Origin of the sequence: Undibacterium sp. Ji50W, from assembly GCF_049340445.1 — a bacterium.
Lineage (GTDB): Bacteria > Pseudomonadota > Gammaproteobacteria > Burkholderiales > Burkholderiaceae_D > Undibacterium.
Genome location: NZ_JBMPOX010000014.1, coordinates 59,743 through 73,053 on the forward strand (window position 1 = coordinate 59,743; position 13,311 = coordinate 73,053).

Annotated in this window: 12 protein-coding genes and 1 tRNA gene; 8 read left to right on the forward strand and 5 right to left on the reverse strand. The window is 49.0% G+C overall.

All coding sequences use genetic code 11. The features are described 5' to 3' along the window. Positions 1 to 106: 106 nt before the first annotated feature. Entirely contained in the window at positions 107 to 583 is a 477-nt protein-coding gene (greA, locus tag ACO0K9_RS18565) for a transcription elongation factor GreA (protein ID WP_422987569.1), read from the forward strand. A 197-nt stretch (positions 584 to 780) separates the two neighbouring features. Here the strand turns inward: greA and ACO0K9_RS18570 are convergent, their stop codons facing one another. Then, a complete protein-coding gene (locus ACO0K9_RS18570) occupies positions 781 to 1,257 on the reverse strand; it encodes a YhbY family RNA-binding protein (RefSeq protein WP_422987570.1) in 477 nt (158 codons plus the stop codon). A gap of 32 nt (positions 1,258 to 1,289) precedes the next feature. Here ACO0K9_RS18570 and ACO0K9_RS18575 point away from each other — a divergent pair, with 32 nt between their 5' ends. From ACO0K9_RS18575 to ACO0K9_RS18600, 6 genes are all read left to right on the forward strand, one after another. Next, the gene (locus ACO0K9_RS18575) at positions 1,290 to 1,934 is read left to right on the forward strand and encodes an RlmE family RNA methyltransferase (RefSeq protein WP_422987571.1); all 645 of its coding nucleotides are present in this window, start codon (positions 1,290 to 1,292) and stop codon (positions 1,932 to 1,934) included. A 121-nt stretch (positions 1,935 to 2,055) separates the two neighbouring features. Beyond that, complete coding sequence (ftsH, locus tag ACO0K9_RS18580; protein WP_422987572.1) at positions 2,056 to 3,945, forward strand: ATP-dependent zinc metalloprotease FtsH; 1,890 nt, start codon at positions 2,056 to 2,058, stop codon at positions 3,943 to 3,945. Positions 3,946 to 4,021: 76 nt separating this feature from the next. Continuing rightward, positions 4,022 to 4,861, forward strand: coding sequence for a dihydropteroate synthase (gene folP, locus ACO0K9_RS18585; RefSeq protein WP_422987573.1), 840 nt, complete (start codon positions 4,022 to 4,024; stop codon positions 4,859 to 4,861). A gap of 15 nt (positions 4,862 to 4,876) precedes the next feature. Further along, positions 4,877 to 6,223: a phosphoglucosamine mutase gene (gene glmM, locus ACO0K9_RS18590; protein WP_422987574.1), complete on the forward strand. Its 1,347-nt coding sequence runs from the start codon at positions 4,877 to 4,879 to the stop codon at positions 6,221 to 6,223. A gap of 226 nt (positions 6,224 to 6,449) precedes the next feature. After that, a tRNA-Arg gene (locus tag ACO0K9_RS18595) sits at positions 6,450 to 6,526 on the forward strand. A gap of 250 nt (positions 6,527 to 6,776) precedes the next feature. Then, on the forward strand, positions 6,777 to 8,381 hold the full coding sequence (locus tag ACO0K9_RS18600; RefSeq protein WP_422987575.1) for a hypothetical protein: 1,605 nt from the start codon (positions 6,777 to 6,779) through the stop codon (positions 8,379 to 8,381). Positions 8,382 to 8,576: 195 nt separating this feature from the next. Here the strand turns inward: ACO0K9_RS18600 and ACO0K9_RS18605 are convergent, their stop codons facing one another. The 3 genes from ACO0K9_RS18605 to ACO0K9_RS18615 all read right to left on the reverse strand — a co-directional run bounded on the left by ACO0K9_RS18605 (position 8,577) and on the right by ACO0K9_RS18615 (position 9,564). Further along, on the reverse strand, positions 8,577 to 8,864 hold the full coding sequence (locus ACO0K9_RS18605) for a hypothetical protein (protein WP_422987576.1): 288 nt from the start codon (positions 8,862 to 8,864) through the stop codon (positions 8,577 to 8,579). 100 nt (positions 8,865 to 8,964) lie between these two features. Continuing rightward, positions 8,965 to 9,273: a HigA family addiction module antitoxin gene (locus ACO0K9_RS18610; protein WP_422987577.1), complete on the reverse strand. Its 309-nt coding sequence runs from the start codon at positions 9,271 to 9,273 to the stop codon at positions 8,965 to 8,967. Between the two features lie 12 nt (positions 9,274 to 9,285). Then, positions 9,286 to 9,564 (reverse strand): type II toxin-antitoxin system RelE/ParE family toxin, encoded by a 279-nt coding sequence (locus tag ACO0K9_RS18615; RefSeq protein ID WP_422987647.1) that lies wholly within the window; start codon positions 9,562 to 9,564, stop codon positions 9,286 to 9,288. Between the two features lie 678 nt (positions 9,565 to 10,242). On the opposite strand from ACO0K9_RS18615, the gene ACO0K9_RS18620 reads away from it, so the two are divergent. Beyond that, positions 10,243 to 11,871 carry a methyl-accepting chemotaxis protein gene (locus ACO0K9_RS18620; protein WP_422987578.1) on the forward strand — a complete coding sequence of 543 codons (1,629 nt, stop codon included), beginning with the start codon at positions 10,243 to 10,245 and terminating at the stop codon, positions 11,869 to 11,871. An 18-nt stretch (positions 11,872 to 11,889) separates the two neighbouring features. On the opposite strand, the gene ACO0K9_RS18625 is transcribed toward ACO0K9_RS18620, so the two are convergent. Beyond that, the gene (locus tag ACO0K9_RS18625; RefSeq protein WP_422987579.1) at positions 11,890 to 13,299 is read right to left on the reverse strand and encodes an FAD-binding oxidoreductase; all 1,410 of its coding nucleotides are present in this window, start codon (positions 13,297 to 13,299) and stop codon (positions 11,890 to 11,892) included. Positions 13,300 to 13,311: the final 12 nt, after the last annotated feature.

Below are 13,311 nucleotides of genomic sequence, written 5' to 3' on the forward strand. Positions count from 1 at the left end.
CCCAGGGGCAGAGCTACTTGAACTTCGATACAGAGGTCACAAATGGCATCGGCAATGCTGGTGTCTGATGTGGCCTCTGTATTTTACTTTTATAAGCGTGAATGCCATGAGTACAGTACCTATCACCAAGTTCGGCGCAGAATTGCTGAAGCAAGAATTGCATAAGCTGAAAACCAAAGAACGTCCGGAAGTGATCAATGCGATTGCCGAAGCACGTGCCCAGGGCGATTTGTCTGAAAATGCTGAATACGACGCCGCCAAAGAGCGCCAGTCTTTCATCGAAGGCCGCATTGCTGAACTGGAAGGGAAATTGGGTTCTGCACAGATTATCGACCCAACTACACTGGATGCAGAAGGCCGTGTGGTATTTGGCTCTACCGTGCACCTGGAAGACCTGGAAACTTCGCAAAAGGTCAGTTACCAGATCGTTGGTGAAGATGAAGCCGATTTGAAATTGAGTAAAGTATCCATCACATCACCAATAGCGCGTGCGCTGATCGGTAAATATGCTGGCGATGTCGTCGGTGTGCAGGCACCGGCTGGTGTGCGTGAATATGAAGTACTGGATGTGATGTACGTGTAATACAGGTACAGAATGGTTGCACTGGCAAGACTGGTGCGGCTGTTTAAATAATGACAGGCTGTTGCTGCGATTTGTTTATCACTGCTATTTGTTTATCACTGCGGTGTGTCTGTCACCCGGCCTGACAAAGACAGGGCCGGGTTGAAAACCTCTACATGGCTGTGGTGCGCATGACCGGCAAGACAGCCAGCGGAAATTTAGTTGTTTCCAAGAGATGCTTTTTTGGCACTGGACTGACGTGGTTTCGCACGTTTGACATTGCCGCCCTGGGTGACGCGTTCGTTACCCTTGACCATCACTTTTGAAACGGTAGGTTTTTTCGTACCGCTGGGGCTAGGCTTGACGATCGTGACTTCGCGCATGCCTTTGCCTTTTTTGACTAATTTGGTTTCTTTCGTACCTTCCAGTTTTGGACGGTAAATCACCAAAAGTTTTCCGATATGCTGTACTTGAGCAGCTTTCAGCTCGGTGCAGATGGTATCGTACATGCCTACACGTGCTTCACGATCATCGCCAAACACGCGTACCTTGATCAAGCCATGAGAATTCAGGCCGGAATCGATTTCCTTGATGACGGCAGGAGTCAATCCAGCTTCGCCTACGATAACGATAGGTTTCAGTGCGTGTGCTTCAGACCGGAGTTCGCTTCTTTCGGCGGGCGTAAGTTTTAACATAGTAATTCCTTTAAAAGCAGTATTTTACGCGAATGGCAAAGAATAAATTCAATCAAAATTGGGTTCACGACCATATTAACGACCCTTATGTGAAACTTGCACAAAAGGAAGGCTACCGCGCGCGCGCAGTTTATAAGCTAAAAGAAATAGATGAATCAGAAAAATTGATACGTCCGGGCCAGATTATCGTCGATCTGGGCGCGACGCCAGGCAGTTGGTCACAGTATGCACGCAACAAACTGGCTGGCAAAGAGGGCGGTGGCATCGTCGGTGAAATTTTCGCCCTGGACCTGCTGCCCATGGAACCTATCGCCGATGTGCAGTTCATGCAAGGCGATTTCCGTGAAGATGAAGTGTTAAATTTGCTGGAATCGAAGCTGGTCGGCCGCAAAGTGGACTTGGTATTGTCGGATATGGCCCCAAATCTGTCTGGTAATTCGACTGTGGATGCAGCGCGGGTCGAATATATTATCGAATTGGCAGTCACTTTTGCCAAAGCACACCTGAAACCGGGCGGGGCTTTGTTGGTGAAATGCTTCCATGGTCCCAGCTATAACAACATCGTCACGCTATTTAAAGATGAGTTTAAGACCGTTGTTAACAAGAAGCCGAAAGCCAGTAAAGACAAGTCTTCCGAGATATTTTTGCTCGGACGGGGCCTGAAGAACCCGGATTAATGCATTTACCTCTTGATAATCATCAATACCGCCAACATATGTTGGCTAGCAAGCTCTATCCATTACGGGTAGAATGACTGTTTACAGTATCAAATGGCGCACCTGCGTTCAAGGAGTTCTCGTGAATAATATGTTTTCAAAAGCTGCTATATGGGTTGTGGTTGCCCTGGTGCTTTTCACGCTTTTCAAGCAGTTTGATGGAAAAAGTATCGGTGCCGGTGTGACCTTGATACCGTATTCTGAGTTCTTGGACGAAGTTAAATCCAAGCACATTAAAGAAGCGACGATTGATGATGCCAACCGTACCGTGGTGGCAACCACCAATGACGGTAAAAAAATCAAATCACAGCTGACCATTTTTGATCGTGGCCTGGTGGGTGATCTGGTTAATAATGGTATTAAATTTGACAATAAACCGCCGGAAGAACAATCCTTCCTGCAGCAGATTTTCATTTCCTGGTTCCCGATGCTGTTGTTGATCGGTATCTGGATATTCTTCATGCGCCAGATGCAGGGCGGCGGTAAAGGCGGCGCTTTCTCCTTTGGCAAGTCCAAGGCAAGAATGCTGGACGATACCAACAACAATGTCACGTTTGGTGATGTTGCCGGTTGCGATGAAGCCAAAGAAGAAGTGTCGGAAATCGTTGATTTCCTGCGCGATCCTACCAAGTTCCAGAAACTGGGTGGCCGTATTCCTCGCGGTGTGCTGATGGTTGGTCCTCCAGGTACTGGTAAAACCTTGCTGGCACGTGCGATTGCCGGTGAAGCGAAAGTGCCGTTTTTCACGATCTCAGGTTCTGATTTCGTTGAAATGTTTGTCGGCGTGGGTGCTTCCCGCGTTCGCGACATGTTTGAAAACGCCAAAAAACACGCGCCTTGCATTATCTTTATTGATGAGATTGATGCTGTTGGTCGTCATCGCGGTGCCGGTATGGGCGGTGGTAATGATGAGCGTGAACAGACTTTGAACCAGATGCTGGTTGAGATGGATGGTTTTGAAGCGAATTCTGGTGTCATCGTCATCGCCGCAACCAACCGTGCCGACGTACTGGATAAAGCGCTGTTGCGTCCGGGCCGTTTTGACCGTCAGGTATCTGTCGGCTTGCCGGATATCCGTGGCCGCGAACAGATCTTGAATGTGCATATGCGTAAAGTGCCTATTTCTGCTGACGTCAAGGCAGATATCCTGGCACGTGGTACGCCTGGTTTTTCTGGTGCCGATCTGGCCAATCTGGTCAATGAGTCAGCTTTGTTTGCCGCGAGACGTAACAAGCGTCTGGTCGAAATGATAGATTTTGAAGATGCCAAAGACAAAATCTTCATGGGTCCGGAACGCAAATCCATGGTCATGCGTGAAGATGAACGCAGGAACACTGCCTATCACGAATCTGGTCATGCAGTGGTAGCCAAGTTGCTGCCCAAGGCTGACCCTGTGCATAAAGTCACCATCATGCCACGCGGTTTTGCCTTGGGGTTGACCTGGCAGTTGCCGGAACATGATCATCTCAGTGGTTACAAAGACAAAATGTTGGAAGAAATTTCCATTCTGTTCGGTGGCCGCATTGCGGAAGAAATCTTTGTAGGCCAAATGTCTACGGGTGCATCGAATGACTTTTCCCGTGCGACCAAACTGGCACGTTCCATGGTGACACGCTTCGGCATGTCTGACAGCATGGGTGTTATGGTGTATGAGGATAGTCAGAGCGAAGGGTATTTTGGCGGTCCATCGAAAACCATTTCCGAAGCGACACAGCAAAAAGTGGATGCTGAAATCCGTAATATCCTGGATACACAATATGCACTGGCGCGTAAGATGCTGGAAGAAAACCGCGATAAAGTGGAAGCCATGACCAAGGCCTTGCTGGAATGGGAAACCATTGATGCAGACCAGGTGAATGACATTATGAACGGTGTTGATCCGCGCCCTCCAAAACAGGGGCAGACGAATGCACGTTCATCGTCCGATAACTCGTCTGGTGGCATTTCAGCAAATGCAGCAGCACCAGCCTGATCAGGTTTTGAATCAATAGAATAAGTAATAAATTAAGTAAGGGTGGGGTAAATCCTCACCCTTAGTTTTTTAAAAAATGAAATATTTCCAATGTGGGCGTTATCGCTTCCCTTTAGCGGGAGCGCAATCCCGGACCCTGGTGATGGGCATCCTCAATATCACGCCAGATTCATTTTCTGACGGCGGTAAATACATGGATCTGGAAAGCGCGATTATTCGTGCTGAACAGATGATAGAAGATGGTGTGGATATCCTCGATATCGGTGGAGAATCCAGCCGTCCCGGCTCTGTGCCACTGTCTCTGGACGAAGAACTGAGCCGTGTCATGCCCGTCATCTATGCCCTGCGTGATTGCGGCAAGCCCTTGTCCATCGATACCTATAAACCGCAAGTCATGCGCGAAGCCCTGCTGGCAGGGGCCGATATGATCAACGATATACAGGGATTTCGTAGCGCAGAAGCGCTTGCCGCCGTGGCTGAAAGCGATGCCGGTCTGTGCGTCATGCATATGCAGAATCAACCGGCTGACATGCAGTTGAAGCCAGACTACGAGGATGTCAATCAGGAAGTCTTGCAGTTCCTGAAAGCCAGGGTGGAAGCGCTGGAACAGGCCCAGGTTGAACGGCAGCGTATCTGTCTTGATCCAGGTTTTGGTTTTGGTAAAACTTTGGATCATAATGTATCCATGTTCAAGCAACTCCAGGCCTTGCAGGCGGACATGGATTTGCCTTTGCTGGTGGGTGTGTCACGCAAATCCATGCTGGGCGCCTTGACCGGGCGTGAAGCGCCAGGCCGATTGGCTGGCAGCCTGGCGGCAGCGCTGGCGGCAAAACAGCGTGGTGCCTGCATAGTGCGGGTACATGATGTGGCAGAAACCGTAGATGCGTTCAAAGTCTGGGACGCTTTGTCCAATTAAAAAAGAAAAAATACAATGAGCAGAAAATATTTTGGTACAGATGGCATACGCGGCAAAGTAGGGCAGGCACCGATCACGCCAGATTTCGTCATGCGGCTGGGTTTTGCTGCTGGCAAAGTGCTGGCACAGGCAGACGCCAGCGGTGATACCCGCCCCACCGTGTTGATAGGCAAGGACACGCGCATTTCCGGCTACTTGCTGGAAGCCTCGCTGGAAGCAGGTTTTGCCGCTGCCGGGGTAGATGTCATGCTGTCCGGCCCGGCACCGACACCGGCGGTTGCTTACCTGACACGTGCATTGCGCTTATCGGCTGGTGTAGTCATATCCGCTTCGCACAATCCTTTTGACGACAATGGCATCAAGTTTTTTTCCGCTACGGGCAACAAGCTGCCGGATGAAGTGGAACTGGCGATAGAACAAGAGCTGGAACGCCCCATGCAATGCGTGAGTTCAGACCGCCTGGGCAAGGCGCGCCGGCTGAGCGATGCAAATGGCCGGTATATAGAATTTTGCAAAAGCACCTTCCCGAACGAGCTGGATTTGCGCGGCCTGAAAATCGTGGTCGATTGTGCCCATGGCGCCGCCTATGACATTGCACCACATGTATTCCATGAACTGGGTGCCGAAGTGATAGCCATCGGCAATCAGCCCAATGGCCTGAATATCAATGATGGTGTTGGTGCCACGGCCCCCGATGCACTGGCGCTGGCAGTGCGGGCCAACCATGCTGACCTGGGCATTGCACTGGATGGTGATGCTGACCGCTTGTTGATGGTAGATCAGCATGGCAAGATCTACAATGGCGATCAACTGCTATACCTGATGGTGCAGGATCGCATGGCGATAGGCAGTGTGCAGGGTGTGGTAGGCACGTTGATGACCAATATGGCAGTAGAAGTCGCCTTCCAGAAAATGGGCGTGGGTTTTGTGCGCGCCAAAGTCGGCGACCGTTACGTGCTGGAACAAATGCAGGAACGTGGCTGGCTGCTGGGCGGTGAAGGTTCTGGCCATCTCTTGTGTCTGGACAAACATACGACCGGTGACGGTATTGTTTCGGCATTGCAAGTTCTGTCAGCGTTAAGACGTAATGGCAAAAGCCTGGATCAATGCTTTGATGAGCTGACCCTGTTCCCCCAGACATTGCTGAACATCAAGGTGCCGGCCGGCTTTGATTGGCAAAAGAATGACAAACTAGTGGCTGAAAAACAGAAAGTCGAAGCCGAATTGGGCAACACCGGCCGCGTGCTGATACGCGCATCCGGCACCGAGCCCCTGGTGCGCGTCATGGTGGAAGCAGCCGACGGTGATATGGCAGCAAGCACCGCCCGTCGCCTGGCCGATTGCATTTCTGTCGCCATCTAGGGCATTCGGTACAAAATCATAGAGAAATTCAGGCGATGACAGGTATTCATTCTTGAATCTGACTGCGATACCATGTACTATTCAGCCTTCAGTTTTTGACCATCTGGTTTTAGCTGTAGGCTGATGTAAAATCAGTATATGCGGCATAAGCGGCAGCTAATCATGCCGCTTATTTGCAGTAATTGCGCAGTCATTGTGCAGTACCACGCATTGGTCAATTCACAGACTGTCCATAGCTCAGTTGGATAGAGCACGAGCCTTCTAAGCTCGGGGTCGCAGGTTCGATTCCTGCTGGGCAGGCCAATAGATTCAAAGACTTAGCCCAGATTAAAATTCTGGGCTTTTTCGTTTTTGACGCCATGTAACCACCATGTAACCCGATTTGAGAAATCATATTTCTAGGTTCCGCGTTCCGAATGGTAATTGCTGCTAGTTCAGTAAAGCCAACTTTCTTTAGTCGTATAATTAAATTGAGGTTGATTTGTCCACTTTGTCTTTTGAAACTCAATTTCTACCTTGAGTATTTGTCTGTAAATGATTGAGAGGTAAAAATATGAGTGCCATAAAGTTTCTCATCTTGATAGCTTCGCACCTACTTTCATGGTTTTGCAGTATGTGGCTTCTTTTAAAAATAGCCAATCTCATCATCGGGGATGACTTGCAAGATACCGCAGGGCTGATTATAGGACTAGCTTCCTTCATCTTTTCTTTAGTCGTTCTGTATGTGGTCGGAAATTTATTGGATGGCTCATTTACTGAGAAAGGTAAATTGAGAAATATCAGAGAGCCGGAACTTAAAAGAAGGAATGATGCTCAAGGAGTGGTAGACGAGCAAGCAACCATGCATATAAGACAACCATTGAAAGACCATTTTAGAAAAATGAGGAGATGGTTTAAGGTTATGTGCTGGTCTGTAGGGATTTTTTTTATTTTACTTATTCTATCTTTGCAATTCCAGTCCACTGTTGGTTGGAAGATATCAGGGACACGTTTGACAATTTTTCATTTGGTTCTGCTAATAGCCATAATCGCTTACTTGATGGTTTTTGCTAAATTATCAAGAATCGTCAAACAGTTAGGCAAAAGTCAAATAATTTGGGTATGGGGGCCATTGATTTGCACAAATGGTCTTGGAATCTTCTTTTGCTATGGCTTGATTCAAAAGTACAACCCGGAAAAAATAGAATTGGCACCAGAGAAGCAATTCAATTTACCAACGACAGGACTTGAGTCAGAGAATAAAATCAAGACACCAATGTCATTTTCCAAAAGATTCTTTTTGTTGTTTGCTGGACTGGCCGCTATAGCTGCGGCAAGGGGATTTATAGAGTCTAGCAACCTAGAAAATAGACTGTCTTCCGCTGTTGCTGCTTGTCATCAGGAGAGTGCGCAAAATATTGCCTCACTTGAGCTTGTTGGTAAATCAGGAAAAATTACTCAAACAATCGTTGTGAAGGATGTAGGGAAATTTGTTTTTCCAATAGGCATGCACCCCGATGAAATTTGGTCGGCAATTCGCGATAGCCTTCTTCTTAGCGAAGGTTCCACAGCAAATACTCGATCCTCGAATGAGAATTGGAATTTTTTTCCTATAAGTACGGCAATCAGTGCCGAGGAAAAGGCTATTGCATTTAGATTGCTTCGCAAACAAGGGGAATTGAAGTCAATCTATGAAATATTTGATGTGAACGGTATTAACTACACTCTTGAAGGCCCTCTCGGAGCGACTCGCAATACTTTGATTTCAACGTTTCGCCCATTTTTTGGGACAGATTCATGGTGTGACTTATGGCGTCTACATAGCAACGTTAATACTATGAAAAAATCAGCCGCGCAAGAAGAACTATTCCAAGCGAACGAAGTGTACTTTGCAGATAGCAAAAGAAAAGACATTGACAAGTCATACACCGGAGCTTTGATTCTATTGGCATTCGGTATTATTATCCCAGCCATTTGGTACTTTCTGAAACGCCTACGTGAGAGCGCAGCGGCAGTGCTTGGTGGGTATACCCATCGAGAACCTAATTGGGCTTTCTGGAATGCAGTAATTGTCATCGTCGTAATCTCGTTAATTATTGCCCTAATAATCACCGCTCCGGTGTGGGTAACAATCCTGCTAGTTCTCCTGACAATCATCTTTATTGCCCGAGCCCAGTAGATTTGGCAATATCATCGTTGCCAGGAGCCCGCTTCTTCGTTGGGTAGCAGGACATTGAAATTGCTTGTTGGATTTGTGACGTTAAGAGCTTAACAAAACTTAATGCCCTGACCTCAGAAAACCTCAGTTTTTTTATCCTTTTGGACAGACATATTTCCACCATCACGCGCGCGCGTATCGCTCGGTTATTTCTGGCTAACGATGCTTGGGGCGTTTTAATGCCGTACCCAGCAATAGGTGCTCCAAGGTTCTGCCGCCGCATTCGTAAGGCTTCTTTTCCTGCTTGATGAGTGCAACTAAATCAGGATGCACATAAACTGACAGACGCTTACCCGTAACGACCAGTCGTTGAGGATGAAAGAAAATTTGCAATTTTTCTTCGCTGGCGTGTTGTAGTAGCCAGTTTGTTGTTACAGGTTGAGCGGTTTGGTTGCTCAAAAATTGCACTGCGTCATGAAGTGTTAAGTAGGTGGGGACAATCATTAATGCTCCTTCCAGCGCTAATCCTCAAATGTCGGGATGCCTGACAAGCACATGCAGGGTTTCCTGCGCTATCCATCAGGATAGTCTGGCGTTTCTTTTCTCAGGCTGTTGCCAAAGGTTTGAAAGGTTTTACTTTGGGCGCGCCTGCTTTCCTTGCTTGCCACAGGTCATAAGCGGCTTGTTCTGCTATCCATACGTCAGCACGTCCACCATTGTCTACCCCTAGCCAAGCTTCCAACCTGAGCGCCATGACAGGGGAAATCGCGGCGCGGCCATTCAGCACGCGTGACAATGCGGCGCGGGTAATGCCTAATTGTTCGGCAGCTTCGGTCACATTCAAACCCAAAGCGGGCAATATATCTTCTCGCAGGGTTTCGCCGGGATGCGGCGGGTTAAAGATTTTGCTCATTTTTAATTCTCCTTAGTGATAATCCTGAAAATTGACCAGAATCGCGTCTTGGCCTTCAAAAGTGAAAGTCAGACGCCAATTGCCATTGACAGTGATTGAATAATGTCCTGCAAGTTCTCCTGACAGTGTATGCAAATTCCAGCCCGGCAAATTCATATCATTGGCAGCTTTGGCTATATCCAGCCTAAGCAACTGACGGTGGAGCCGGCTTGCATGATGTGGCTGAATACCAGCCTTGCTGCCATTGTCAAAAAAGGCCTTTAGTCCTTTGTGGAGGAATGATTTAATCATGATCATATTGTATAGCGTGGCGTTTCGCGTTTCAATGCTATTGTATTGCCTGCAAACCAAATACTTGGTCCATTGAAAGGGCGGCGCCATTGACGCATGTGCATTCGTAATCAATGCATCAGGCATAAGCAGTCATCGGATGTCCGATCTGTTTTTCATGTTTGAGTTGTTGTTTATGTCTCTGATGTTGCAATTCGTCATGTTCTCTTCATTTGCGCCCTTGGTGTTTCAGCTATACTTTACTAAAGCACTTTCATTTGTTGCGCAGAGAATTACATAATAATTACAGGGGACATTGATTCATGTCGGCATGAATGGTTTATTCGGGCCTATCCGGGTCTATTCGACTATGTTTGATTTTGTGGGTACGCTGGGCAAGCCTGTTTGCCACTGGTATTGAACGGCAGCGCCCGCACAACAAGCATTCAAATCATTTAAACCATTTAAACATCGATCGCTTTCGAGTCAGTTCTTCCTCATCTTGCCAGTTCGGTCAAACTGCTTTTGCTCATGGCTTTTTGAAGAGATTTTTTCTGTCATATTTTGTTCTTGTCGTTATCAAGGTAAGGCAGAAATGAGGAGCACGTGGCCGCTGTCAGTGCCGGGCTTGTTGCGATGGCTTGTGCTTGACGTACTAATACCTTCTGCCGTTCTAGTGTCAGATATTCAGGGAAATGTATGAACCAATTATTACGTTTAAAAATCAGTGGCCGTCTGGCGCTGGGTTTTGGTCTTGTGATTTTGTTTGCTTCCGGCTTGTTGGTGCTGGGGCTGTTTCGTATGAGCCAATTGCAAGGTTCAACCGACTACATTTTTAACACCAAGGTCGCCAGCCTGGATGCCGCAACTGATATGCGCGAACAGGGCAGGGCGCTGGCACTGGTATTGCGCAAGATGACTTCCCCCAGTGATTTGGCAGAAGCAGAACGAGAAACCAAGCGACTGGCGAAAATACTGGAAAATTATACTGCTTCAGAAAACGCTGCCAAAAAACTGATAGACGACAATGAAGGAAAAAGCACGCTGCAAAATTCGATTGAGCAAAAACAACAGGTGATGGTGATTGCCAACAAGATCAAAGGTCTGGTCGGCGAAGGTAATTATTTTGATGCGGCGTCAGCCTTGCAGACCGAATTCAATGTCCCGAACGAAAAATGGATGGCGTCCCTGGGGGACTTGGCGCAGCAACAGCATAAGGCCATGAAATCCGCCTATGATGGTTCGCTTGATAATTATAAAAGTGCCAGAACTGGCATGTTGATTATTGGTATTTTGATTATCGTGGTTGGTTCGATCGCTGCATGGCTGATTGCCAGAACCATTTCCGGTCCTATCAAATCGTCTGCTGTCATTGCTGACCAGATTGCGCACGGTGATTTGACCAATACAGTTATCGTAACAGGCACGGATGAGATCAGTGATTTGCTGCGCTCCCTGAGCACGATGCAGGAAAACCTGCTCGCGACCATCTCTAAAATCAAGGTCGGTACTGAAACCATTACCGTGGCGTCGCGAGAAATTGCCTCTGGCAATGCTGATCTGTCGAGTCGCACCGAATCGCAAGCCAGCTCGCTGGAAGAAACCGCCAGTTCCATGGAAGAGCTGACCAGCACCGTCAGGCAAAATGCCGACAATGCACGGCAGGCCAATCAACTGGTGGTATCGGCATCTGGTGTTGCAGTCAAAGGCGGTGCCGTGGTGGGGCAGGTGGTCAGCACCATGGGTTCCATCAAGGAAAGTTCACGCAAGATTGTCGACATTATTGGTGTCATCGACGGGATTGCCTTCCAGACCAACATCCTGGCCCTGAATGCAGCGGTGGAAGCCGCCAGGGCAGGTGAACAGGGTCGTGGTTTTGCCGTGGTGGCGGCTGAAGTACGCAATCTGGCACAACGCAGTGCCAGCGCCGCCAAGGAAATCAAATCCCTCATCAGTGATTCGGTCGACAAAGTGGATCAGGGTAGCAGGCTGGTGGATGAAGCCGGCAAGACCATGGATGAAATCGTCACCAGCGTCCAGCATGTGGCCGACATCATGAGCGAGATCACGGCAGCCAGCCAGGAACAAAGTTCAGGCATAGAACAGGTGAACCTGGCGATTACCCAGATGGATGAAATGACACAACAGAATGCCGCTCTGGTAGAGCAGGCAGCGGCGGCAGCAGAAAGCATGGAGGAACAGGCCGGAGAACTGACGAAGGCGGTCAGCGTTTTTCAGTTGCCAAGGGAAATGAAAATAGAAAGTGCAGCACCCCAGAGAAATAATGGCGGACGTCAGCAAAATATGCGACGTCTGGAGCATCGATAGGCAAGCGTGACAGCGGCGCTAAAGTAGTTTACCCGGGTTCATCAGATTATCCGGGTCCAGTGCTGCCTTGATGCTGCGCATCAAAGATAATTCCAGTGCCGATTTATACCGGGTGATTTCTTCCCGTTTCAACATGCCCAGGCCATGTTCGGCGGAAATGGAACCGTTCAGGCCATGCACCCTGTCATGTACTATGCGATTGACGGCTTGCTGTTGTTGAATGAAATCCGTATCGCGCATGGTCACCGGTGCCGATACGTTGTAATGCAGATTGCCGTCGCCCAGGTGGCCAAAGCACACTACCTGACATCCCGGGAAGGCGGCATGCAGCGCCGCATCGGTCATATCGATAAAGGCGGGTATGTCTGAAATTGGCAGGGAAATGTCATGCTTGATATTCTTGCCTTCCATTGCCTGCGCAGCAGAGATGTGTTCGCGCAATTGCCATAGGGTTTTCGACTGACTGATGGACGTGGCACAGACGGCATCTGTCGCATGGCCTTGCTCCAGCGCTGTTGCCAGCATGCTTTCCATCAGGCCATTTGCATGTTCTTCCGATTCATGGTCAGAAATTTCTAGCAGGGTGTAATACGGACAATTGCTGTCCAGTGGTTTCTTCAGCAGGGGAAAATGTTTCAGCACCAGTTGCAGGCTGAAGTCGGAAATCAATTCGAAACCTGTCAGTGTCGGCCCGAGTTCACTGCGTGCCAGATTCAGCAATTGCAATGCAGCCTCTGCTGAAGGCACCGCAGCCAGCGCAGTCAGGCTGGCGCGCGGTTGCGGAAACAGTTTAAGTACTGCAGTGGTGATGATGCCCAGGGTACCTTCGGCACCGATATACAAATCCCGCAAGTCATAGCCGGTATTGTCTTTGCGCAGGCCGCGCAAGCCATTCCAGATTTCGCCTGTTGCCGTCACCACTTCCAGCCCCAGGCACAATTCCCTGGCATTGCCATAGCGTAGTACTGCCGTGCCACCGGCATTGGTTGCCAGGTTGCCGCCTATGGTGCAACTGCCTTCGGATGCCAGTGATAAAGGAAATAATCGTTGATGCGTTTCTGCCGCCGTCTGCACATTTTCTAGCAGGCAGCCCGCTTGCACTGTCATCGTATTGTTGCTGACATCCACTGCCAGCACGCGGTTCATGCGCTTGAGCGAAAGGATGACTGCCTGACCGGTCTGGTCCGGCACACTGCCCAGCACCAGGCCCGTATTACCGCCTTGCGGCACGCAGGGGATGTGATAGCGGGCGCACAAGGTGAGCAATGCCGCCACTTCTTCCGTGGATGTGGGCAGCAATACCGCCATTGCCTTGCCGGTATAACGCTGGCGCCAGTCGGTCAGGTAGGCTTGCTGATCAGGTTCATAGGTCAGCACGTGATCCTGACCGATGATCTGTGCGCAGGAGGCAAGAAATTCAGGGTTCATGGTGTCAGTAAA

Excerpts from the sequence above, each read along its gene's own strand:
- greA (WP_422987569.1), top strand. The coding sequence starts at position 107 with ATGAGTACAGTACCTATCACCAAGTTCGGCGCAGAATTGCTGAAGCAA.
- ACO0K9_RS18570 (WP_422987570.1), bottom strand. The coding sequence starts at position 1,257 with ATGTTAAAACTTACGCCCGCCGAAAGAAGCGAACTCCGGTCTGAAGCA.
- ACO0K9_RS18575 (WP_422987571.1), top strand. The coding sequence starts at position 1,290 with ATGGCAAAGAATAAATTCAATCAAAATTGGGTTCACGACCATATTAAC.
- folP (WP_422987573.1), top strand. The coding sequence starts at position 4,022 with ATGAAATATTTCCAATGTGGGCGTTATCGCTTCCCTTTAGCGGGAGCG.
- glmM (WP_422987574.1), top strand. The coding sequence starts at position 4,877 with ATGAGCAGAAAATATTTTGGTACAGATGGCATACGCGGCAAAGTAGGG.
- ACO0K9_RS18600 (WP_422987575.1), top strand. The coding sequence starts at position 6,777 with ATGAGTGCCATAAAGTTTCTCATCTTGATAGCTTCGCACCTACTTTCA.
- ACO0K9_RS18605 (WP_422987576.1), bottom strand. The coding sequence starts at position 8,864 with ATGATTGTCCCCACCTACTTAACACTTCATGACGCAGTGCAATTTTTG.
- ACO0K9_RS18610 (WP_422987577.1), bottom strand. The coding sequence starts at position 9,273 with ATGAGCAAAATCTTTAACCCGCCGCATCCCGGCGAAACCCTGCGAGAA.
- ACO0K9_RS18615 (WP_422987647.1), bottom strand. The coding sequence starts at position 9,564 with ATGATTAAATCATTCCTCCACAAAGGACTAAAGGCCTTTTTTGACAAT.
- ACO0K9_RS18620 (WP_422987578.1), top strand. The coding sequence starts at position 10,243 with ATGAACCAATTATTACGTTTAAAAATCAGTGGCCGTCTGGCGCTGGGT.
- ACO0K9_RS18625 (WP_422987579.1), bottom strand. The coding sequence starts at position 13,299 with ATGAACCCTGAATTTCTTGCCTCCTGCGCACAGATCATCGGTCAGGAT.